This is a genomic window from Pelosinus sp. IPA-1, assembly GCF_030269905.1.
Taxonomy (GTDB): domain Bacteria; phylum Bacillota; class Negativicutes; order DSM-13327; family DSM-13327; genus Pelosinus.
The window spans coordinates 37,968-61,310 of the sequence record NZ_BSVC01000016.1 but is presented as its reverse complement, the minus strand read 5'-3'; the positions used below and the strand labels follow the sequence as shown (position 1 = coordinate 61,310).

At 39.4% G+C, this 23,343-nt stretch carries 13 protein-coding genes, 15 tRNA genes, 1 rRNA gene, 1 other RNA gene and 1 pseudogene; 3 read left to right on the top strand and 28 right to left on the bottom strand.

The features are described from left to right. Window positions 1-261: 261 nt before the first annotated feature. The 19 genes from QSJ81_RS24940 to ggt form a co-directional block, all read right to left on the bottom strand. Window positions 262-336, bottom strand: a tRNA-Gly gene (locus QSJ81_RS24940). Window positions 337-339: 3 nt separating this feature from the next. Next, window positions 340-415 (bottom strand) — tRNA-Asp (locus tag QSJ81_RS24935). A 21-nt stretch (window positions 416-436) separates the two neighbouring features. Then, window positions 437-512, bottom strand: a tRNA-Val gene (locus tag QSJ81_RS24930). Between the two features lie 6 nt (window positions 513-518). Beyond that, window positions 519-593, bottom strand: a tRNA-Glu gene (locus tag QSJ81_RS24925). A gap of 6 nt (window positions 594-599) precedes the next feature. Then, window positions 600-675: transfer RNA gene (locus QSJ81_RS24920), tRNA-Lys, on the bottom strand. A 12-nt stretch (window positions 676-687) separates the two neighbouring features. Continuing rightward, window positions 688-772, bottom strand: a tRNA-Tyr gene (locus tag QSJ81_RS24915). A 9-nt stretch (window positions 773-781) separates the two neighbouring features. Continuing rightward, window positions 782-857 (bottom strand) — tRNA-Thr (locus QSJ81_RS24910). Window position 858: 1 nt separating this feature from the next. Beyond that, window positions 859-934, bottom strand: a tRNA-Phe gene (locus QSJ81_RS24905). 6 nt (window positions 935-940) lie between these two features. Further along, window positions 941-1,017 (bottom strand) — tRNA-Arg (locus QSJ81_RS24900). 25 nt (window positions 1,018-1,042) lie between these two features. Beyond that, window positions 1,043-1,370, bottom strand: an RNA gene (gene rnpB, locus QSJ81_RS24895) — RNase P RNA component class B. 41 nt (window positions 1,371-1,411) lie between these two features. Then, window positions 1,412-1,502, bottom strand: a tRNA-Ser gene (locus tag QSJ81_RS24890). Between the two features lie 4 nt (window positions 1,503-1,506). Beyond that, window positions 1,507-1,582, bottom strand: a tRNA-Gln gene (locus tag QSJ81_RS24885). Between the two features lie 14 nt (window positions 1,583-1,596). Further along, a tRNA-His gene (locus QSJ81_RS24880) sits at window positions 1,597-1,672 on the bottom strand. Between the two features lie 16 nt (window positions 1,673-1,688). Further along, a tRNA-Met gene (locus tag QSJ81_RS24875) sits at window positions 1,689-1,764 on the bottom strand. A 5-nt stretch (window positions 1,765-1,769) separates the two neighbouring features. Further along, window positions 1,770-1,845, bottom strand: a tRNA-Asn gene (locus QSJ81_RS24870). Between the two features lie 9 nt (window positions 1,846-1,854). Next, a 5S ribosomal RNA gene (gene rrf, locus QSJ81_RS24865) occupies window positions 1,855-1,971 on the bottom strand. A gap of 155 nt (window positions 1,972-2,126) precedes the next feature. Then, a tRNA-Gly gene (locus QSJ81_RS24860) sits at window positions 2,127-2,200 on the bottom strand. 274 nt (window positions 2,201-2,474) lie between these two features. After that, window positions 2,475-3,755 carry an FAD-dependent oxidoreductase gene (locus tag QSJ81_RS24855; protein ID WP_285720012.1) on the bottom strand — a complete coding sequence of 427 codons (1,281 nt, stop codon included), beginning with the start codon at window positions 3,753-3,755 and terminating at the stop codon, window positions 2,475-2,477. A 397-nt stretch (window positions 3,756-4,152) separates the two neighbouring features. Continuing rightward, window positions 4,153-5,859 carry a gamma-glutamyltransferase gene (ggt, locus tag QSJ81_RS24850; RefSeq protein ID WP_285720011.1) on the bottom strand — a complete coding sequence of 569 codons (1,707 nt, stop codon included), beginning with the start codon at window positions 5,857-5,859 and terminating at the stop codon, window positions 4,153-4,155. A 261-nt stretch (window positions 5,860-6,120) separates the two neighbouring features. Between ggt and QSJ81_RS24845 the strand changes: the two genes are divergently transcribed. Next, complete coding sequence (locus tag QSJ81_RS24845; RefSeq protein WP_285720010.1) at window positions 6,121-6,309, top strand: hypothetical protein; 189 nt, start codon at window positions 6,121-6,123, stop codon at window positions 6,307-6,309. Window positions 6,310-6,834: 525 nt separating this feature from the next. Continuing rightward, window positions 6,835-8,718, top strand: coding sequence for an LTA synthase family protein (locus QSJ81_RS24840; protein ID WP_285720009.1), 1,884 nt, complete (start codon window positions 6,835-6,837; stop codon window positions 8,716-8,718). Window positions 8,719-8,930: 212 nt separating this feature from the next. On the opposite strand, the gene QSJ81_RS24835 is transcribed toward QSJ81_RS24840, so the two are convergent. The 6 genes and pseudogenes from QSJ81_RS24835 to QSJ81_RS24810 form a co-directional block, all read right to left on the bottom strand. Continuing rightward, on the bottom strand, window positions 8,931-10,160 hold the full coding sequence (locus tag QSJ81_RS24835; RefSeq protein ID WP_285720008.1) for a purple acid phosphatase family protein: 1,230 nt from the start codon (window positions 10,158-10,160) through the stop codon (window positions 8,931-8,933). A 308-nt stretch (window positions 10,161-10,468) separates the two neighbouring features. Then, window positions 10,469-11,662 (bottom strand): pyridoxal phosphate-dependent aminotransferase, encoded by a 1,194-nt coding sequence (locus QSJ81_RS24830; protein ID WP_285720007.1) that lies wholly within the window; start codon window positions 11,660-11,662, stop codon window positions 10,469-10,471. 428 nt (window positions 11,663-12,090) lie between these two features. After that, window positions 12,091-13,811, bottom strand: a pseudogene (locus QSJ81_RS24825) (ABC transporter ATP-binding protein). Window positions 13,812-14,056: 245 nt separating this feature from the next. Further along, entirely contained in the window at window positions 14,057-14,836 is a 780-nt protein-coding gene (locus QSJ81_RS24820; RefSeq protein WP_285720006.1) for an amino acid ABC transporter ATP-binding protein, read from the bottom strand. 12 nt (window positions 14,837-14,848) lie between these two features. Then, window positions 14,849-17,215, bottom strand: a complete 2,367-nt coding sequence (locus QSJ81_RS24815; RefSeq protein ID WP_285720005.1) for a PepSY-associated transmembrane domain-containing protein — start codon at window positions 17,213-17,215, stop codon at window positions 14,849-14,851. Between the two features lie 201 nt (window positions 17,216-17,416). Next, window positions 17,417-17,950 carry an ECF transporter S component gene (locus tag QSJ81_RS24810; RefSeq protein WP_285720004.1) on the bottom strand — a complete coding sequence of 178 codons (534 nt, stop codon included), beginning with the start codon at window positions 17,948-17,950 and terminating at the stop codon, window positions 17,417-17,419. A gap of 297 nt (window positions 17,951-18,247) precedes the next feature. Between QSJ81_RS24810 and QSJ81_RS24805 the strand changes: the two genes are divergently transcribed. After that, window positions 18,248-19,096, top strand: coding sequence for a pyridoxamine kinase (locus tag QSJ81_RS24805; protein WP_285720003.1), 849 nt, complete (start codon window positions 18,248-18,250; stop codon window positions 19,094-19,096). A gap of 172 nt (window positions 19,097-19,268) precedes the next feature. On the opposite strand, the gene QSJ81_RS24800 is transcribed toward QSJ81_RS24805, so the two are convergent. The 3 genes from QSJ81_RS24800 to QSJ81_RS24790 all read right to left on the bottom strand — a co-directional run bounded on the left by QSJ81_RS24800 (window position 19,269) and on the right by QSJ81_RS24790 (window position 23,262). Next, a complete protein-coding gene (locus tag QSJ81_RS24800) occupies window positions 19,269-19,619 on the bottom strand; it encodes a PqqD family protein (RefSeq protein WP_285720002.1) in 351 nt (116 codons plus the stop codon). After that, window positions 19,606-21,528 carry an OPT family oligopeptide transporter gene (locus QSJ81_RS24795; RefSeq protein WP_285720001.1) on the bottom strand — a complete coding sequence of 641 codons (1,923 nt, stop codon included), beginning with the start codon at window positions 21,526-21,528 and terminating at the stop codon, window positions 19,606-19,608. Before QSJ81_RS24795 ends, QSJ81_RS24800 begins: the two co-directional genes overlap by 14 nt. 675 nt (window positions 21,529-22,203) lie before the next feature. Next, on the bottom strand, window positions 22,204-23,262 hold the full coding sequence (locus QSJ81_RS24790) for a DNA/RNA non-specific endonuclease (protein WP_285720000.1): 1,059 nt from the start codon (window positions 23,260-23,262) through the stop codon (window positions 22,204-22,206). Window positions 23,263-23,343: the final 81 nt, after the last annotated feature.

The window sequence follows — 23,343 nt, the reverse complement described above, 5'->3', positions numbered from 1 at the left end:
AGCCAGGATCAAACTCTCCAATAAATTATATTAGAGAACCTTGATGGCTCTTTAAAAAACTAGCTTTTTGTTAATCTCACCGAAGTGGATCAACTTTGTTTTGTACTCAAACGAGTACCGCACATCTGGCTTATTTTAACCTTACTTACATTGTTTAGTTTTCAAGGAACACACCGTCGCTCAATCTAGGCGACTTTCATAGTATATCATCTTTGTTTTACTATGTCAATACATCTTCGAGTTTTTTTATTAAACTATAAATGGAGCGGAAAACGAGATTCGAACTCGCGACCCTCGCCTTGGCAAGGCGATGCTCTACCGCTGAGCTATTTCCGCATATGGCGACCCAGATCGGATTTGAACCGACGACCTCCGCCGTGACAGGGCGGCATTCTAACCGCTAAACTACTGGGCCATATTAATTGTAAGAACTAAATGGTGGGCGATGACAGGATCGAACTGCCGACATCCTGCTTGTAAGGCAGGCGCTCTCCCAGCTGAGCTAATCACCCATATTTTGGTGACCCGTGGGGGAATCGAACCCCCGTTATCGCCGTGAAAGGGCGGTGTCTTGACCGCTTGACCAACGGGCCATAAAATGGTGACCCACCCGCGGCTCGAACGCGGGACACCCTGATTAAAAGTCAGGTGCTCTACCAACTGAGCTAGTGGATCATAAGAAAATTATGGTGGAGGGAGGTGGATTCGAACCACCGAAGTCAATGACGGCAGATTTACAGTCTGCTCCCTTTAGCCACTCGGGAATCCCTCCGTATTTTCATGGAGCTGGCGAGAGGACTTGAACCCCCAACCTGCTGATTACAAGTCAGCTGCTCTACCAATTGAGCTACACCAGCATGGTGCCGCAAGACAGAATCGAACTGTCGACACGAGGATTTTCAGTCCTCTGCTCTACCGACTGAGCTATCGCGGCAAATAATGGTGACCCCGGCAGGATTCGAACCTGCGACCCTTTGATTCGTAGTCAAATACTCTATCCAGCTGAGCTACGGAGTCATATATCAAAACAGTCTTCTTTAGAAACCGTAAGCCAGTTTCTGTTTTAGGAAATTATCTATCTAACGCTATAATAGCGTTCTTCCTTTTGGTTCATTTCCCTTAAGGAAGCTCCCCTACCAAATTTGGGTTTCTGCCTCGTGGAGTTTACCTTTTTTCACTAGGTTGTCGCCAACCTACTCATTTCTGTGCACTTTATAACTACTTTCGGCTACGTGAGTCGATTTCGTCGTCGTCAGAGTCTAGCTCTGCCCCATCTTGCGATGGGCACGAACATTACGACCATCACAGGTCGTGGCAGTCTGGACTTTCCTCAATACTGCATAAAAGCAATACCGCAATTTCCCGTTTCTAAAGTTGACTAGATTTTGTGAAATCTTCTAGATCAAAAAAATGGCGGAGCGGGTGGGATTTGAACCCACGCAGGCCTTACGACCTCTAACGATTTAGCAAACCGTCCTCTTCAGCCACTTGAGTACCGCTCCATGCTGGCAGGGGCGGCTGGACTCGAACCAACGCGTGACGGAGTCAAAGTCCGTTGCCTTACCAACTTGGCTACGCCCCTATTTGATAATAATTTGGGGTGACTAGAGGGTCTCGAACCCTCGAATAACGGAACCACAATCCGCCGTGTTAACCACTTCACCATAGCCACCGTATTTTAAATATGTTGGTTGCGGGAGCAGGACTTGAACCTACGACCTTCGGGTTATGAGCCCGACGAGCTACCAACTGCTCCATCCCGCGATATTTGGCTCCTCGAGTAGGACTCGAACCTACGACCGATCGGTTAACAGCCGATTGCTCTACCAACTGAGCTATCGAGGAATCATCAAAAATTAGCAACTACCTAATCTCCCAGGTCGCTTCCAACCAAGTACCTTCGGCGTGTGTGAGCTTAACTACTGTGTTCGATAAGGGAACAGGTGGATCCTCACAGCTATCGTCACTAAATCTATATAAATACAAGAAGAATCGAATGCTGGTGATTTTCCAGCTGATCTATGTCCTAATCCTCACAGGACTTAAAATAATATCATCAACCAACTACTATTTCAACAAGTAATTTATGGTAGATGTTTTGGGTGTTATCTCAATTTAAATTTACGTGGAGCGGGTGAAGGGAATCGAACCCTCGTAGCTAGCTTGGAAGGCTAGTGCTCTACCATTGAGCTACACCCGCATATAACTAAAATTTGTGATGGCGCAGGATTAGATATAAACTTAATTACTATCAAATCGCCATTGGCCATTTAAAGCCGGAAACACATAATATCATTTTATACTTGTTATGTCAACTTTTTTTTGTAAAGATAAATGATAGGACAATACAACAATAGAGCTTTCTGATACAAAATCCGCCTAAACCGAAGTCTAGGCGAACATATAAACCCACCTATAATATGTTATAAATACAAGACATTTACCTTTAAATCAATCTATTATCTATTACACCTTTAGCACAATTTTTCATCATACATATTGAGTAATCCAGTCTTTTCTACCCTACCGTGTAGTTTCTTATGATCGATTGAATACAAATTTGCTGCTTTCATTCTCTCAAAATAAACCGATCCAGCAAAAGTAAATTTCAACTTATCTCCGTCTTTTTCATACATCTTTTGATTAGAAAAAGATATGAAGTCTCCTATAGCTAAACTATTTGGTAATTCTATTAGAGGCATATCCAATGCGTTTCTTACACTATTATGACCTGCTAAATATCCAGTAACAATAGCTTCTGTGTGTCCGATATGAAATCCACTTTTTTCTCCTGCCACAAAAAGATTTTCGATTTCCTTTACCTTCATTGTATTTTCTCTAGGTGCAATAGACAGATGTCTTATGGAATTCGCTACCCCTCCAGAATACGGATCTTCAAATTTAGCATCCTCAAATCCTTTGATTTTTCTCAGTTTCTCAATAGGATAAAATGGTGCCATTAATTTTGCATGCCCAGTATCAAGTAAGATTATATTCTCCGAAAAGGCATCTAACGCATAATGTTGGCATATTTTTATATTTAGCTTTTCTAAATTCTTTTCTTCAGAAGAAAGCGGTATGATTACCACCCCTTCTCTATTCAATCTTTCCTGAAGTTCTTTACTTAAGGTCTCTTTATTTATTTTTACAGAACCACTAAAAGACCCATATGTTCCGTCATTTCGTTTTCCCATCACATCCTTAATTCCGCATTTTTCTGTAATACTCACCCTGCCACCAAAGGTAGGACATCTTAATATACACATTGCGCAACCGTTTCCATATTTATGACAATTGTTCATTGGACCAGTAGACCCAGTGGTTTCTATAAAGCAGTCCCCAGTAATTTTGTTTCCATCATCTAATATAAGAGACTTTATCTTTTGATTTTCTTTTTCAACATTTTTAGCTGTGGTATAAAATAAAATATCAATCTCCATTTCTTGTAATTTTCTTCTTACAGCACTTTCAATAAAATTTACATCATATATGCTTGCATGCTTATGCCCTGGAAAATCAACATTTTTATGCCGTGAAAGGCGATCTGTAATTTCAAATAATTCCCTGCCACCTAATAAAATGGATTCTTCTGCAGCTGTGTATCTTCCATTGTTTCTTGTCAGTCCACCAACATTCCCTAGCCCTAATAATAGGTCTGTTCTTTCTAATAAAGTTACTTTTGCTCCAGCTTTTTTTGCACTGATGGCGGCTGCACATCCAGCCCATCCACCACCAATAACTATAATATCCTTCATTTACTTTCCTCCTATCCTATCTATGCGTTGTGCTATATATATCACTTTATTAAATATTAATTTGTCTTATCACACCTTTATCATAACTCTTACTCTACTAATGAAATTTCCAAGTGGTTGACTAAGATCTCTGAAGAAATATGCAAAAAAGGATGCTATTTTTTTAACTGTGTGGACCCCACATAAGAAAAGACTCGGCTTGTGCCAAGTCCTCGGACGCAGGCAGAAGCCTTAGTCGTTCTTACTTGGAATCAAGAAAGTGTTATACTTTCTGATTCCGTAAAAATTTCGTCTAGACCAAAGTCTAGACGAAAATAAAACATATTTATCAAATTAAAATATATCGGTGATCGAAAGGAAAAGGCTAACCTTCGAGGTTTTGCCCTTGTATTTAGAACTAGAATTCATTGCGTGGGTCACCAGAACCATACATAATACCACTGGATGGGTCAATTAGGATTGCGTTGACATCACCCATATTACCTCTAGTAACCACCTTGTAGCCCATAACGGTCAAATTATCAACAACATCTTTTACCAAACCGTTCTTTTCAATCCGTAGTTCATCTGGCTGCCACTGCATATGTACCCGAGGAGCATCTACCGCCTCACGAATGTTCATGTCATAATCAATAACATTGGAAATGACCTGTTGTACCGTAGTGATGATCCGGGAACCACCTGGGCTGCCGACGACCATAAACAACTTGCCGTCCTTCAGAATAATGGTTGGCGACATCGAGCTCAGTGGACGCTTATAGGGCTCAATGGCGTTAGCATCACCGCCTACCAACCCGTAAATATTTGCAACACCTGGTTTAATCGAAAAATCATCCATTTCATTATTTAACAGGAATCCTGCACCTTTCACTGCTGCTCCTGAGCCGTAGTAATCATTAATCGTATAGGTAATAGATACAGCGTTGCCCCATTTGTCCACAATGGAATAATGAGTGGTATTGGTTCCTTCATGCATTGCTGGCTGCCCAGGCTTCACGTCTGCGCTAGGAGTCGCCTTATTCATGTCAATTTTACTGCGAATTTCTGCCGCATAGTCTTTAGATGTTAAACCTTTTAGTGGAATCTTAGTGAAGTCGGGATCACCCATGAACTCGGAACGGTCGGCGTAAGCATACCGCATAGCCTCCGCCAAAACATGAACAGCCTGGGAGGATCCATAACCCATGGATTTTAAATCAAAACCTTCCAATACATTTAAAATCTGTACGATGTGAGTACCACCGGAACTAGGGGGACTCATCGATATGATATCATATCCACGATAGGTTCCTTTTACCGGCTCCCGCCATATTGGTTTGTACTTAGCTAAATCTTCTTTTGTAATAATACCTCTGTTGGCTGCCATATCTTTTGCAATAAGTTCAGCAATCTCACCTTTATAGAATGCATCAGGTCCCTTCTGCGCAATCAATCGTAGGGTTTTTGCCAAATCTTTTTGTATTAAGACTTCCCCTTCTTTATAGTTAGACCCGTCAGATTTTAAAAAGTACTGCTTGGAGGAAGCAAATTTCGTCAGTCGAGGAGCATACTCATTAAAGGTTTCTGCCTGACGGGCAGTAACGTTAAATCCATTTTCCGCATAATTGATGGCCGGCTGAATCAACGTAGCTAAGCTTTTGCTGCCATAACGATTCAACATAGCACTTAAGCCAGCAACCGTTCCGGGAACCCCAGCTGCTAGATACCCTTCTACACTGGCGTTGGGAATGACATTACCATCCTTATCAAGATACATATCCCGAGTTGCTTTTCCTGGAGCAACTTCCCGGAAATCCAAAGTAACATTGTCCCCTGCCACCGTGTGGATGACAGCAAATCCGCCCCCGCCGATATTACCAGCTACCGGATGGACAACTGCCAATGCATAGCCTACCGCCACAGCTGCATCAATGGCGTTTCCACCGTCTTTTAACACCTGCATGCCGATATCGTTGGCAATTTTTTGGGTAGACATGACCATACCAACACTACTCTTATCTGGCCGAGCCGATGCTGCCTGAACTATACCATTTAACGGAGTCATTAATGTAATCAGCAAGGATAATACGCAAATGACCGCTACCGATTTAGAAACAAATCTCATAAACACAAGCCCCCTTTTTAATCTATTGAGAATATTTTCGCCGCCCATTTGTCAAATCCTTCCACCTGGCTATTTTTATCCGATCTTGTTTTATCCACTGTGTTCAATTGGACTTTACTGCGAAGATATCAAGCTTCTATAACTTTCCCATGTAGATACTCAAAATTGTTATCTTATATAAAAAAATGACACTCTAATAGCAGGTGGTATGCAACTTTTTCATTTACTTTTGGCATCCTATATTACAAAGGAGATGTTATAATGGCTGAAAACAGAGATTTGAAAGCAACTCCCGGCATACCTGATAAAAATAGAGTTGTCGGAGAAATTCCAATGAAGAAAGCTGAGTACTATGGGTATTTTGATTCGGAACCTAGTACAGAAGAGATTATTAATCAGATTGAGACCGCTGTTAGAGATACTGCTACTAAGAAAAAAACAAAGATTTAAACACTCAATAATTTTCCCTTGGGTTATAGCAATAAAATTTCCATAAAAGTAAGAAAAAAGAGGTTTATCTTTCTTATCAAGATAAACCTCTTTTTTCTTTATTAAAAGAATTATCTAAAAAGTTAGAAAGCAAACCTTTTAGAACCAGCCTACTTCTTTACTATCAACGCCACAAACTCAACATGTCAGCTGGTTGATACTGTTTCACGAAAGGATAATATTGCTGTAATATTGAAATTGTGTAGAGGTATTTGTAGAAATATATTGAATATACAATTAAATGATAACTAGTCAAAACTATATCTCAGAGACATTTTAAAGGGGAGTTTTACAATTAAAAAGGCAATTTTCAAAGAAACATTTCTCCGTCATAAAAATAAAATTACCGGAATAGCCATTATTTTTTGTCTAGAGGTTTTTTTTGCGTTTCGATTCTACAGCGGAGAACCGGAAATTCCGATAGGAATACTCGCTATCGATGTATGCAATGCTCTTTTTCGTGATTTGTTATTGGCAAGTATATTTATGTTTTTCCGAAAACACATTACTTGGATTAAGGAAACTGCAAAAGCATACTGCCCAATAGTAATTCTAGCAGTTCTTTGGTTAGGCATTTCGATGGTTATTATTAATTCATTAAATTTAAACTTTAGTGTAATAACTATCATGTCAGCTCTTACAGGTGTGATTAATAATATTATATTCGTACTATTAGCTGGCTACCTATATACTAAACGTAATAATCTACTATCCAAAACCGTATACTTTTTATCATATTTTTTTACTATTTTGATTTTTTATAGTGATACCATATACTTTTTCGTTACATCAACACATATTGAAAAGGTGTTATTTGATAATTTAAATAATTATTCAATAACAGGTGTACTTTATACTACAGATAAAACTATTTTATTTGGCATACTTATAAGTTTTCTCTTTCTTATGTTATTATTTCGCGCACCGGAAAGGATGCATAATTTTCACACAAAAAATGCTGGTATCCTTATTATAACAATGTGTATTTTAGCTAATCTTGTTAATTTCGCCACAGCCCACGTATATCCAAAAGCATTGAAAGAAGAAGGTTTTGATGAGGAAGCAGAAATAGAAACATCCAGAAACCTATCCCGCTATTTGCTTACCGAGTCAGTTACTGTCAACTTTATGCGAGAATTTTTGCGAAATGACGATAGTCATGTGACCGCCTCCAATCAGCTTTACCGCGTGGCATTTTCTGCACAGGAAAGCAAGCTATTAAGGGAATTAGAAATTGCTGTTAGCGAAAAACCTACTTCCTCGCCAAAAGCTTTTCCATATGAAAAAGTAATTGTCATTATCGCTGAATCCTTTCATCGAGATTATTTGCATTTCTATAATTCACGAATTCCAATGGAAACAACCCAATTTTGGGATGGTTTAGTGGCTAAATATCCTCATTCGGATCATTATTATACTTCGAATAAACCTACTACTCAAGGGCTTAACTCTATATTTCTCTCCCAGTCGATCTATTCCGATGATCAATCTTTTGAAAATAATGTAACGTTATTCAAAACACTTGAAACTAACGGTTATGATACAGTGTTTCTGGAGGCAACTAGCCAATACTATAATGATGAATTCCGAGCATATAAAAAACGTTTTGGGATGCATACTTACAGGGCAAAAGAAGATTTAGAAAGACAGGGCTATACAGGAAGCAGTGGCTGGGGATTCCATAATGACGTAATGTATGAAGAAACCATTAAGATATTGGAACAAAACCGAAATAATAAAATTTTTATAGCAACTAAGACGATAGATTCCCATCAACCATTTCCATATTGCGGACTTTCTGAAGATGATATTCCAGCAAATATTAAGGAGCAAGATAAAAACATTTACCTTAAAGGAATATACTGGGAGAATATTACCTTAAAAAAATTTTTCCACGATCTTGAAAAGCGAAATTTGATGGACGATAAGACTCTTATTGTTATTACGAGTGATCATAATCCTCATCCAAGTCAGAACGATAATTATACGCGCCTTGGGCAAGACGATTTGCGTTTAAGCCCAGCTCCCATCCCGCTCATCTTTGTTAGCAAAAATTTGCAGCCTTTTGATGATTTTAGCAGTAAAACATTCGCAAGTCAGATTGATTTCGCACCGACACTTTTAGGGATATTAGGAATTCCTTCACCGCCAGAGTTTTCGGGCAGAAATATAATTACTATTCCTGAAGATCATGGTTATGCAATTGGTTGTGTGGGAGAAACAATTTATTACTGGTCAAAAGATCACCAAATAACAACAGACATGTATAGCGGGAAAAATCAAAATGATTCTGAAAAAGCACTGATACATTGGGTCCAAGATTCATATGTCAAGTACTTTCACGGTAACTCTGGCAATAAGCAGCAGTAGGGTCAGATTTTGACTTATAAAGTCATTCTTACTACTTTGCAGGAAAACGCCAAGCTAGAATAAATCATTTAAGATATGGCAAAAGCCCCCATTTGTAGTTTCATTGAAATTTCTACAAATGGGGGCTTTGCCATTGTCCGTTTTTTCATCTTCGTGAACCGTAAGATTTCCACCTAAATGCTTGATTAACTCTTGTTTCTAGTAGCCTATTGCTATTTTTTTATTTCTGTTTGATCAATAAGCTCACCGCTTTGCTTAAAAGCAGCAACTTTAAGAGCATCATTCGAGGCTTCAAATACAAGGTAATTGGGCATATCCAGTGGGTTATAATAACTCTCATCCATCGGTTTTTGTGGGGACTTATCCCATACCTTGTCGCCGCTACGTCCTGTCGTAATATAGTTAGTCCCGGCAGGGTCGGGCTTGCCGTTTCTCAGAGCCTTGGTGCGTGCGTAGGAATGTACATGTCCGGTAAATACGAGATCAACATGATATTTATCAAACACTGGCACAAAGTTTTGACCAATCACATCAAGAGGCCCATTGAAAGGCTGCGTCCAAATACCACGATGCATAAGAACCACCTTCCACTTCTTCTGCGTTTGGGAAAGGTCTTTTGCTAGCCATTTCTGTTGCTGCTCTAACAAATCAGGATACCATTCCTGTAACTCATTTAACTGCGTATTGAGTACGATAAAATGTACGTCGCCATAATCATAGGAATAAGCGTATCGTTCCAGGCCTGCGGGAGCATTCGGTGGCAAGGCGAAAAACGAAAGATAGTAATCGGGTTTGGCCATCTTCCAATCGAGACTATATGCCTCGTGATTTCCCATGACCGGAACTACAGGTATTGCCTTCAAAAGCTTCGCTCCTCCATCAAACCAGGCATTCCACTGCCATTCGTCCTGACCATTATCAACGAGATCCCCCATATTAACAAAAAACGCCGCATCTCCGTTTTTTTCCCATGCAGTCTGAGCTGTTTTCGCCCAATCCTTATAATCTAATGACTGTGAATCACCAAAAATAAGTGCCTTAAATGATGTTACCTCCGCCTCCGTCTTGAAATCCATCCATGCAGATTCCCGTTTGCCAACGGAAATACGATATTCATAGTCAGTTCCAGGCGTAAGATTGGTAACATGGGCCGTATAAATCCCAAAGTGTTTGCCTCCATTATACGTAGGTAGCTCTACTGCTTCTGCCTTGACCTCTGTGATATTTTGCGACTGCTTGGGTCGAATCTCCAGATTTCCTGGCTCACCAAAATTTAACGTCTTCCATGAAATTGTGCGCTCGTGCTTCATATCGGCTGTGACCACATGCATGATTTGCCCCACATCAGTGTCATAACCTATATGCACCGATTTCGTCACAGATAAAAAGCATATAGTAACTATGACGCAAATAAGCGTAAAACTCAAGATATATTTTTTCATTTACATCACCTCGTTATTAACTATATCAATGTCCTTTATTATCCTCATTAGTGCCTTATTTTATCCCCTCTGCCATATGAATCAATTCCCTGACTATAAAAATAACATTATATTGGCTCTGGCGGACAAACCTCTTTTATCCATATATTCTATTACAGATGCCTTAAAATCACCAGTGTAAGTCCCATTTTTATCATATAAAAACTACACCTCAAATATTAGATTTGTAGTCTAATATTTGAGGTGCAGTTCAATGTAATTCTAGGCGAAGCATACATATAAAATTCGAAAGATAAGCTCTTGTTTTTTTATAGTCCATACTCTTTTGCTAATTTTTTAAACAAAGGCAGAGCTCGCAGAACAGTTTCGGTTTGCACACAGTATGAAATTCGCATATGTCCTGGAGCACCGAAATCCGCACCTGGCACGAGCAATAGATCATACTTTTTGGCGCGTTCACAGAATGCATAATCATCCGCTTCCAGCGTTTGCGGGAACAGATAGAATGCACCTTCTGGTTTTATACAGTTGTAACCCATAGAAGTCAAACCTTCAAATAGAAGTTTACGATTTTCTTCGTAAATAGAAAGATCGGCCGTATCCGCTGCACAACGAGCAATAACCTGCTGAAATAGCGCTGGTGCACAAACATAGCCCAGAACTCGTCCTGCACCGCACACAGCAGCATATACGTCTTCAAAATTATCTACCGCGTTAGGCACCAGAACATAACCAATGCGTTCACCGGGAAGAGATAAAGACTTAGAATAAGAATAACAAACCAAAGTATTCTTGTATTTCGGTGCGATAAACGGAACTTCTATTCCATCATAAATAATCTCACGGTAAGGTTCATCAGAAATTAAATAAATCGGATGACCATATTCCTCGGCCTTTTTATTGAGAAGTGCAGACAGTCGACAGACAGTCTCATCCGAATAAACTACGCCGGATGGATTGTTAGGTGAATTAATCACAACCCCCTTCGTATGAGGACTTAGCTTTCTCTCGAATTCTTCGAAGTTAATCTGAAAGTCTTGCTCCTGCGCTGGGATTAATACACACTTAGCACCAGATCCGTGCTCGATAAACACCTGATACTCTGGAAAATAGGGGGCAAAAACAATGAACTCATCCTCTGGCGAAGCTGTTAGTGCTTTAAAGCATATTGAAATAGATGCGGCAGCACCAACAGTGAGATACAGATTCTTTGCCGAATAATCGGTTCCAAAACGTGCATTTAAGGACTCCGCAATTGCTGCACGACTATCTTCGGTCCCCTGCGCCGAAGTATAGCCATGAACAGTTGCTGGGTTCTGGGTATTAATTATGTCACAAATTGCCTGCTGCACTGAATTTGGTGCAGGTACATTGGGATTGCCAATCGAAAAATCAAAGACATTTTCCCGACCAACAATCTTTGCACGCTGGTTACCAAATTCAAAGATTTCACGAATTGTCGAGCGCTTTTTTCCAAGCGCCAGAACAGTTTGATTCAACATAAAAGGATACCTCCTGTAATTTACCGATTCCCAAAATTTTAATATTATTTGGCATTATTATTCGGCATTGTTCAACATTTCACCTCCGCAATTTAGTAAATTTGCACATTTTTAATAAATTTATGGTCATTATGACACTGCCTCTCTCTTAGTTCCCCGGTTTTTAATTCGATCTTCCCCTGCACGTAACTAGTGTCTCAGCCTTAAAACTGTAAGGGTGTCGTCGCCCCCAACAAAAAAATCGCTCAATCCTAAGCCTGAGCGAACATAAACATACATGTTTTTTTTATAAACCTAATACCCCAGCTACATCAGCCTACCTCCTCTCATCAACGCAGCACACTCAACATGTGTTTGATTGATAGACAGATGATACTAAAACACGAAATAGAAAGTTAGTTTGGGTGTTATACTCTCGCAAATTTATTTTAGGTATTAAATTGAATACGGTACAATCTGCTGTATAATCCACCTGCTTTGATTAGTGTGTCATGATCTCCTTGCTCAACAATCTTGCCTTTGTCCATGACAATTATCAGATTGGCACGTTGCACAGTAGATAACCGATGAGCAATAACAAAAGATGTTCGTCCATTCATAAGTCTATCAAGCGCTTGCTGAACTAACTGTTCACTTTCAGTATCCAAAGCTGAAGTAGCTTCATCAAGAATAAGTATGCGTGGGTTCTTTAAAACCGCCCTGGCTATCGCAATACGCTGTCGTTGCCCACCAGATAGTTGTGTTCCTCGTTCCCCAATCGGAGTTTCATATTCATTAGGCATTTCCATAATAAAGTTGTCAGCATTTGCTACCTTGCCGCAGCAATAACATCTTCCTTTGAAGCCCCCAAATTTCCGTATAAAATGTTTTGATAAATTGTTCCATTAAACAAGATCGTTTCCTGGGGCACAATACCAATTTGCTCACGAAGGGACTGCAATGTAACTGTATTGATATTGATGTTATCAATACTAATTGAACCGTCTATAGGGTCATAAAACCTAGGGATCAGATTTACTACCGTTGTTTTGCCTGCACCGCTAGGTCCCACTAAAGCAATTAGCTCTCCCGGTCTGGCTTCAAATGAGACATTAGCTAAAACTGGCTTACCTTCCTCATACTCAAATGAAACATTGGTGAAGGTTAAGTATCCGTCTACAGATGGTAACTCCTTAGCACCCCTTACATCTTTAACTTCCGGATCGATATCAATCACTTCAAATATTCGTTGCGCAGCTGCTAATGCACGTTGGATATCTGCATATACATTACTTAGGCGCTTGACAGGAGTGGGTAGGTTGATCACATATACGAGAAAGGATATAAGAGAGCCAGAAGTTAAGTTGCCGTTTATCACTTCGCGTCCACCGAACCAAATGATAGCTGTAATGCCAATGGTTGAGAGTATATTAATAATAGGTGTAATAATAGCCATCACTTGAACAATCTTCATTTGCGCTTGAAAATTACGGTTATTTTCCTTATCAAATTGCTCTAATTCGTAGTTTTCTCGGGAAAATGACTTAATAACCCTAATCGCTAAGATATTTTCCTGAAGGAATGCAGAAATGTCGGCAGTGCGCTCCTGTAAAGTCCGACTCTTTACTCGCATTCTATGGCCGGACACATTTAACGTATATAAGATAAGCGGGAAGCTAATAAACATCAACAAAGAAAGTTTCCAGTTTATATAGATCAACAATATGATTGACCCAATCAATGTTACTGAGTGACTAACGAAATCAATTACATTACTAACTAAAGCTGTTTGTAGCGCAGCCACATCATTAGTAATGTAACTCATGATTGTGCCTATCGGACGTTTTTCAAAAAATAACATCGATAATCTTTGTAGGTGTTGATACAAAGCTCTGCGAATATCTATAACGATCTTTTGGCTAGAGTAAGCCATAAGATATGTTTGGCCATACATAAAGATACCTTGGAGTACAATTAAGACAATAACACTGATTGCAATTAAGTTAAGCATATCAGTATCTTTTGTCGCCAACACATTATCAATAACATCTCCAATAATTTTCGGTAAATAGAGATTAACCGCTGAGGCTAAAATCGTGCAAACTAGGGCAACTACTATTGTCAATCTATATGGCTTTATGTAACGGAATAACCGAACATATATCCCCATGATATCACCTTTCTTATTCATAAACATTATCCTAAATTAAGATATAATCATAAAAAGTTGATTGAATTCAACTGTAAGCACAATGGCACTATGAAGGTCAGCCCGACGATTAACTTCCCCAAGTTTTTTCCTGCGGCTTTAAGGATAATCTTTGCTCCCTTATCCCTGATGATTCACCTGCTAAAATCATTTTCTTACACATATCATATCGTCCTTTACTCAAATTTTCTCTTTATAAATGCAAATTACTGGTGCGCTTTACTTTTACCTGAAAGACTCTGGGCACTCGTATTCATCTGATATTCAATTAGTTCCTTATATTTCTGTCCGATGTCCGAAGTGGGATTAACAAATACCTGTGAAGGCTTTCCTTCTTCTACGAATTTGCCCTTATCCATGAGTACAATTCTATCCGCAACCCGCAAAGCAAAAGATAGTTCATGAGTCACGACTATCATAGTACTGGCTCGATACCGTGCCAGCTCTTCCATGACGACCAATACCTCTCGCACCAAGATGGGGTCCAGGGATGCTGTTGGTTCATCCCACATCATCAACTCCGGCTCATAAGCCAATGCTCTGGCAATGCCCACACGCTGCTGTTGACCGCCAGACAATTGGGTTGGTTTATGATATAAATGCCCTTCCATTCCAACCTTAGTTAATGCTTCGGTCGCCTTACCTTGCGCAGTATCACGATCCATTCCACTCATTACTAAGCCAAACATTACATTTTCCAAAGTAGTTAATCGACCAAGCAAATTAAAATGCTGAAAAACAAATCCTATACGCTTGCGAATTTTTTGCAGCTCATCAGGTTCCAGCGTAAGGATATTTGTATCATGAAACAGAATAGTGCCTTGATCGGGTTCAATTAGACGATTAACCGTTCGAATCGTCGTGGACTTGCCGCAACCCGACGGCCCCATCAGGACAAGAATTTCTCCGATATTAACTGACAAGCTTAAACCATCTATTGCTTTTAAATTACCAAATCGTTTATGTAATTCTTCAATGACAAGCATGATAGCACCCGCTTATTTAAATTTCATTTTTCGTCGATTTAGCTTTTGTAGTAAGCCTGGACGGGCATTAGGAATTACAATCTCACGCATAATCTCGTCAAATGATAATCCCAGCGCTTCGCCAGCACTAATTTCATCACTCGCAACAGGGTTGATTTTTTCTGCATTATTTGCTATGAATAAACCCAAGGCAGCTCCCAAAATAGGTACTCCTATCCATGGCATATATGGAATACCGCCACCTGATAAAGCAAACATAATAGTGAGAAGCAATGCGCCAATCCCCATACCGTATAGGCATTCGGGAGCTGTAAAGACATTTTCAATCCCTCCCCATAGCCTTCTCCAGCCTTTGGCTGGCGGCTTTCGAATAACAGTACGCTCTCTCCTAATTACGGTCATGACAGCAGTGTGATCTAAGGTTAAGAACGCAATGGTTGCAACCAGCGAGACTAGTCCAGCTAAGACAGCTTTTACCTGGGTCAAAATCATCATTACTTCGGCACGGGGATCTGGTTCTATGACTCCTAATGATGATTTATACAGCGATACGTTTGTATGCCCGACTACTTTATAGACCGTAGGCGTTGCCAGCTCCGTGGCAACATTGCTTTTTGTCAGAATTTGCAGATGCTGGCTGGGTATAACCTGACCGGCAATGAACTGATCCATAAGCTTGACAGACCGGCTAATCTCTTCATCGCTTAAATTTGGCACGGCAGCCTCAAGGTACTGCAACTGTGCCGCCACTAGTGGTGTGTTAAATTGTTGCAATTGCCCAAGACGTCCCCCGGTTGTATTGAGGGTCTGACGTGCCCCCTCTGTATCAAAATTTCGTAAACTGGCAATTGTACTGCTACCGTTGTCCTTGATATTGTTGATGGCAGCCTGAGCCCGTCGAGCGTCAGCTGCGACACTGTCCAGCGTACGCAGCCGCGTTTGAAGATTCGTGAGATTTTGCTGCATCGCAGTCATTTCATTAATAGATGACGCAACATCCGAATTTATCAGACGAATCACTTGCAGCGTATTCACAAGGTTCCCCATTGCCTGGGCCGAATTGCCTAGCTGCAATTGTATCGCACTCGTGTCTAAACCTGCTAACCCGCTAGTAGCTGCTTGGAGAGTAGCTCCGGCATTACCTAAACTGGTTAATGTCTGTTCAACGGCTCCCAAACTGATGTTATAGTTATCAAGAGATTTATTGGCGATTCCGATCATGCTCTGTGCATCTTGAGCAAATCCAGGTATTTGAGTGACTAGCTTGGATGTCTCTCCTAACGCATTGCCAAGTTCACTCCGGGGATTATTAAAAGTTGCGGTTCCAATAGGTGAAGTAATCGTAGAGCCGCTAACTAAAAAACCCTGGCCTTCATGTAACTGCTTGGCATCGCCTTGAATGACCATGCCTTCGGCTATACCGTTGCCCTTTATAGCTGTTACTTGTGCCAAAACATTAGTTGGATCAACAGCAGTTCCTGGGGCAACAATATTGGGTGATGCTCCTTGAAATGCAATTACATCACCTGGACGCAAGGTCACACCTGCAGCCAAACGAATGATAGTTTTTGTTGCGTAGGCGGTTAAGAACTTTCTGAGTTCTATCATAGTGCTAACAAAATAAGTCATGTCATTGCGCTTAGTATCAGCAGATACGCTTTCGGCAAAACCAACCGCCCTATCGGCCCGAAGCGCATCAGCAAGCTGTTCACCTAAGCGAATCGGATTTTCGGGTTCACTGCCAACAGGAAAAGCTATATCGATTAATTGATATTGACCTAAAAGGCGTTCTATGTCAGCATTTACCGTTGAAGCTTGTGCCAATGATTGTACCAAGACCGTAACCGATCCCCCGTCTCGGAAAGCAAACAACACTCCATTGACTTGCATCACCTGATCAATGACTAAATCTTTAGCTCCATCGGGTACCGCTTTTAATGTTATCCTTGGTTCGGTCATAATGCTGATTCCTGACCGCCCTGGAACACTGCCAAATATTTGATCAACCGTCTCATATATCTGCTTTGTTTTGTATTCGGCAGGTACACCAACTAAAAAACTTGTCAGCCCCGTTAAGGTTGGGCCTTCTTTTAGACTCGCACCGGGAAACACTTGATTTATAACATTTTCAATCTGCGCTCGTCCGTCTTCTTTTGCTTCCTCTCGTACATTAATCAGGAAATCAAATTCCCCATATTCACCCACTAGTGAAGTTATGGTTTCCGAAAAGTAGGTATTCGCCGTCATGGCCAATGCTCCGGCCATCGCCCCCCCAATAGCAATGCTGGCTATCAGGAGTATTACCACATCACGGTTAAAAGAGTTACAAAAAAAGGTACGAGCTATCTGTTTTTGTAATAATATCAAAACTTTCGGCATAAATCCTAATCCTCCCAAAACAAATAAACGGTACTGCAATTACTTATAAGTATTTGCAGTACCGTTTATTTTACTCACCCGATTAACCCAAGCTTCCAGAATGGATCTTTCTTCTTGCACTGAGTGTGTACCTTCATCCTAATATTCTACTGAAAGTTAGAGCATCTTTGGCTTTGTGTTTTTTTGCACTAGAATCCTTTTTTATTTGTGACCTCTTGCCCATGAAGAAACAGGCACATTCTTTCTCAACTTGGCCAGAACAGGCAACACGATAACTGCCGCTACGCCGATCTGGACAAGATTGCCGGGAATCGATGCCATCGGTGCTAGCCAATTGCCGTAAATAATTCCTTCGGCACCATAATAACCAACCACTTTAATGAGACAAGCCGCCGTCAAGGCCAGGACATAAGCTGACAGAGTCCGGTGCTTTTCGCAGATAGCGCCGATCGTATACCCCATGAGACCAACAATGACCAGCGTAAAGGGAGCCCATAAAAACCAGCCGCCCACCACATCAAAAAGAGCCATGCCGATTCCTCCCGCCAAAGCGCCAAACCGGCGTCCGTAAACAATGGCGATAATAAAGAGGGGCACATTCCCCAAATGAACTAAACCGCCATTAGCGGCAATGGGAAGACGAAGATTTACAAATACCGTGCAAACAAAAACGAGGGCAATGCCCAATGCTGCATAGACCAGTTGTTTTGTTTGATTGAGAGATTGTTGTTTCATACTAATTCTCCTACCTTCTATTTTTTTTGCATGATAAAGTTCTGCTTATCATCTCTAACGGTACAGGAATTTAGTGGGGCAACTCTCCTGTCCTCATATTGTCCTACTACTTATAAAAATCAATATGACAAGATAACTCCTTTGAACTGTACCTATTAAAATTGCACTTTCTGTACATTTCAAAAGCACCAAATTTATTGTATAATATAATTATGATTTTTGGAACCCCTAAATTACATAATGATCTCTTCTCACTATCTTAACGTAATAAAATAAATAATGGAGGATGATTTTAATATGAAACAAAAACTTGCAAGGGTTGTGGCAATCCACGATATGTCCGGGTATGGTAAATGCTCACTGACAGTTGCCATTCCAGTAATATCAGCGGCTGGAATCGAGGTTTGCCCTCTTCCCACTGCAATATTATCTACAAATACTCTTTTGCCTGGGTTCAAATTCTTTGACTTTACTCCGCAAATGGATGAAATTATCAATCATTGGAAAGAAATTGGTTTTAAGACTGATTGTGCTTATAGTGGATTCTTGGGTTCGGCAGAGCAAATCCAAATCGTTAAAAACTTCATGTTGGATTTCAACTGCTCATTAAAAATAGTCGACCCTGTAATGGGCGATAATGGCGTAATTATTAAAACTTATACACCAGAAATGTGCAATACGATGCGGGATCTTGCTTCAATTGCTGATATCGTCACTCCGAACCTTACAGAAGCTTATATCCTTACAGGAAGGGATTATGTAGACGGAGAAGTTGATTGTGACACTTCTCGCAAACTCTGCGCTGAAATTATTGAAATGGGTGCTAAAAATGTGGTATTAACAGGTGTCGTTCGAGGAAACTCCTTGTATAACTGCGCAATGAGCGAAGATCATTCCTACTTTGAAGTAGCAGTTAATCTACTCCCATACCACATGCATGGTACAGGAGATCTTTTCACCAGCGTACTTACAGCAGGTGTCGTCAATGGTTACACTCTAAAAGAAAGCGTAGAAAGTGCAGCACATTTCGTACGGGATGCAATGATTGTCAGCAATGACATAGAAGATGCTTTTGAACGCGGAGTCGCATTTGAACCTATTGTCTACAAATTACGCGGCGGTCTTTACAATAAGAATTTAGCTTAAAAATAAACTTTTCAAAAGCGATGGGATTATGCAAAACTCGCCTTCGTGTCTCTTAGTATGTTCATAACTGATAGTAACGTCTGTAACGTTTTAACGTTGCAGACTTTTTTGTTACAACGTATACGTATATATAATAAAGATGGCAACTACAGCGTAGTGCCATCTTTATTGACTAGAAATTCGTTTTTTCTATATAGTGACAATTAACATGGATATGGTTTAAGAATAATAATAATCTTTCATAAAGCGGGTGAGCTTTATCACCATACTTGGCTTCTAGATTTTCTCCAATCTCTTTTACTGTTTTCATGCCATCTATCAGTAGAAATACATAGCTTCCATATTCATCCAGATAAGTTTTTTTATATTCTGGAATTCTAAATTTAAGTTTTCTAAAGAACTTTTGGATCTTATGATCTTGTTTTTCAAGCATAATAACAATATTGTCTATACTTACTTCGTATTCTAAGCCATCAGAAATTTTAAATATTATACTTAAAATATCTTGGTTATTTCTGTGCATTTTTTACCTTACCCGTAATGATGGGTATTATAGTTAACACTACCAGAGCTATTAACATTATAAATGCCATTCCATTCGAAGCAGCAAATCCACTTGGACTGGCTTCCTTTATAACACCTGTTACTTGAAGGATGATACCGATCAGTCCTATAATAGAACCACCGGCAACAAGTCCAGAAGATAAACTAATACCATTTGAAACTTTCGTTTCTTTTTCTTTTTCAGATTTACAAGTTTTTTCTACTAACACTTTAACTAATGCACCTAATAAGATAATAGAAGTTGTAGAGATTGGCAGATAGAATCCAATTGCCACTGTCATAATAGGAAGGTTTAATAAGAATAAAACGACTCCCATAACAGCACCCACAATAACCATAACCCAAGGTAATTTACCTGACATAATACCATCAGTTAATGTTGACATTAAATTAGCCTGAGGCAGTGCAAATGGAACATTATCACCAGTCATTGAAAGCTGGTTGGAAAGTAATAATATAGTACCAACTACTACTGCAACACCAAAAATACTAGCAATCGTAAAGTATTTCTGCATTTCGTTTTTGTTACCACCGATTATATATGTAACTTTTTGTGATTGTGAGTAACCACCAGCCATTGATATAGCAGTAACTATAAATGTACCAAATAGCAGTAACGATTTGTTGCTTTCAAGATTTACCCATCTCATTATAACGAATAATAAAGTTACAAGAACGATAGAAGCGATAGTCATACCAGATACAGGAAGATTTGAAGTTCCTATAGTACCTGTTAAACGGCCTGCAACGATAACAAATAATAATGATAAAAATAATGATAAAATAGCAGCTGTTATTGCCATCGAGATATTACCACCGGATACTACAAAGCCTCCTATGAAAGCTAGAATTATACCACCAAACAATATCATGTTTCCAACAGATGAACTATCAGCACCATTTCCAGCTTTAGCATTTAGAGTTTCCTTTATCGATGATACGATAGTAGGTATAAGTTTTATAGCACCTATCAAACCACCAGAAAGCATAATGCCTGCACCGATATATTTTACATAACTGCCAGCAATGTGCTTAACCTGCATAGAGCTTATCCCAACACTAGGGTTATTCCATACAGTTGCACCTTCTCTACCAAGTTCAGCAAAATAACCGATTAAAGGCATAATACAAAAATTTGATAATATTGAGCCCGCAAACATAGTTAAAGAGACTTCCAAACCAACTATAAATCCAATACCTAATAGCATTGGGCTTACTTCAACTTGAAATTTCCATTTGTAGAAGCTCTCATTTACAAAGCTGATCACGTTGTTTGCGACATTCAAAAATGACTCCGTTACAACTGTTAGGAGACCGCCAATTCCGAAACCGATTCCCATGTACTTCATAGATTCTCCAGCACCTTCTGAAGCAACAAGTGTTTCAGATATGGCCATTGACTCTGGGTACATTAATTTACCATGTTCTTCAACAATTAAATAATTATAAACCAGTGAAGCAGCTCCTACACCAAATAAAACGCCACCTACACCAACAACAAAACCTTCTAAGAAACTAACTTGAGAACCTATTAAAAGGATTGCTGGTAAAACGAATATAACACCACTGGCAACAGATTCTCCACCGCTTGACATACCTTGAAGTAAGTTTTTTCCAAGAATACCTTTTTGCTTAGCAAATGCAGCTATAAATCCTGAACCTATTATAGATCCAGGTATACCGGCTGCAACTGTAAGACCTGATTTCATGCCTGAATAGGCAGTAGATGCTGCGAATAAAACAGCTAAAATAATACCAATTATTAATACAGCAACATTTCCACCAGAGTTAGAACCACTTGAAACGTAAGGAACGTAGTCTTTACCAGCTACGCCACCATATGCCTCTTTCGATAATTTATGATCCATAAAATTTACCACCTTCTTATTTGATATATTTAGTCACACCGCATTAGATTATAACACAATTATTTTTTTTAGTAAATTTTTCCGATTTTACAAATAAAGAAATTTATTCATCAACTTTGGATTAACAAATAACTATTATATTTCCTAGATTAATAGCCCCCTTTTTTTAGATCAATGAGTCTACTTTTATCTTTTATGAAATATTTTTAAATATTCCATAAATATGACATATTTTATTATTTGCAATTATTATGCCATATTTCTTATAATCAAAAGATTTCAGAATATTTTTTATTTCATTTAGCTTAACTCCTTATTCTTTCTTAGTTCTAGGTCTTTTTTTTTAATAACAACTCCCCAATCTAATATTTGGATACTATTAAAATAAGGGAAATTAGGATAATTTAGTTATTAAATGCACAATAATAGGTTAAATAGGATCTAATAAGCACCTATTTAGACCCCTTTTATAGCCTAATTAAATGTTTTTATATTTAAGGCTTTTTTTACAAAAAAACATTAGTCGTTAATGGAATTATACTCCACAACAACCAATGTTTCTAATAGGATTATAATTTATTTCTTCATGGGTTGAACACACGCAGTACTTAATACCCCGTAATATTTCTAACTTTTATTAAAGAACTCAAATTCACTACTAAATATTGAATCACATCAGAGCTTAATATCTTCGGGATTCTCTATAACGTGAACAATTGTGGGTTCAAGATGATCCGTAGTTGCTTTAATACGACCAAGCAGATCATAGCTTCGTAAATCGCCAAAATTCAGCCCCGTCAAATTTTCAATATTGGAGATTGGCACTTGGTAGGTCTTATAACTTCCATAAGCAAATTCATAGTCCCGGAGAAGATTTTTTTGTGTCTGTAAATAGGCTGTTGCAGACAGGGTGCCATCAGTCTTAACCATTACAACTACTTTCCAAAACTCGGCTGGAATTTGAAAACCACGGTAAAACATATCATCTATGCGGAATACTGGGCCGGTAAATACTGTGACCTTAAGATTGAATGTATCAGCATTATTTAGTATATAATCCTCTAAGTCTAGCCATGTTTTTTGGTTCAAGTTTTGATGTTGCGGAGAGCAGTTTGTGAAATGAAAAGTATCTTTGTTGGCCTTTTTTGCCGATTCGCCCCATGCCGGGTCACGCCTGCGTACAAGATGTCCCCGGGTAAAATCGCTTTTTTTATATAATTCCGGTCCACATTGATATTCTCGTTCGATACGCGGATCGAAGTACCACTCGTCTTTGGTGCGCTTGACCTTAACGAGTAGATCTCCATGAATATTAACCGCCGTATAATACGCTAAACGGCGTGATTTGCTCATGAGGATGGAAAAATGCGTATAATTTAGCACTGTATGACCGTTCTTCAGGAGAGCGATGTCTTGTTCAAGATCAGATCGCAACTTCGGCAGAGGCACTGTAACACTGTTATCAAGAAAAGTTGGATCATAGCCAGCTAAGTCTTCATACCATTCATTACGTAGCTCTGCCACCAACATTTCCTCAGGCCTATAGCCGGCTAATTCTGATTCTTTTGAAATTCCGGTAACTAGATCATCGGTTTCTACTTCAAGGGGGTTCTTGCTTTCTAGTGTATGGGCAATGTCCTCGCTTTCACTGGTCCGCTTTAATGCATTTTCCTGTTGCATATTTACAAGATCCATATTGGATTTTGGTAAATTGTCACATAGTATGATTGACATAGTTAATGTTAACCTCCTCAAATGCCACGGGAACAGGTGGCAATTAACATAACAGTATATATAATCGACCTCACCTCTATT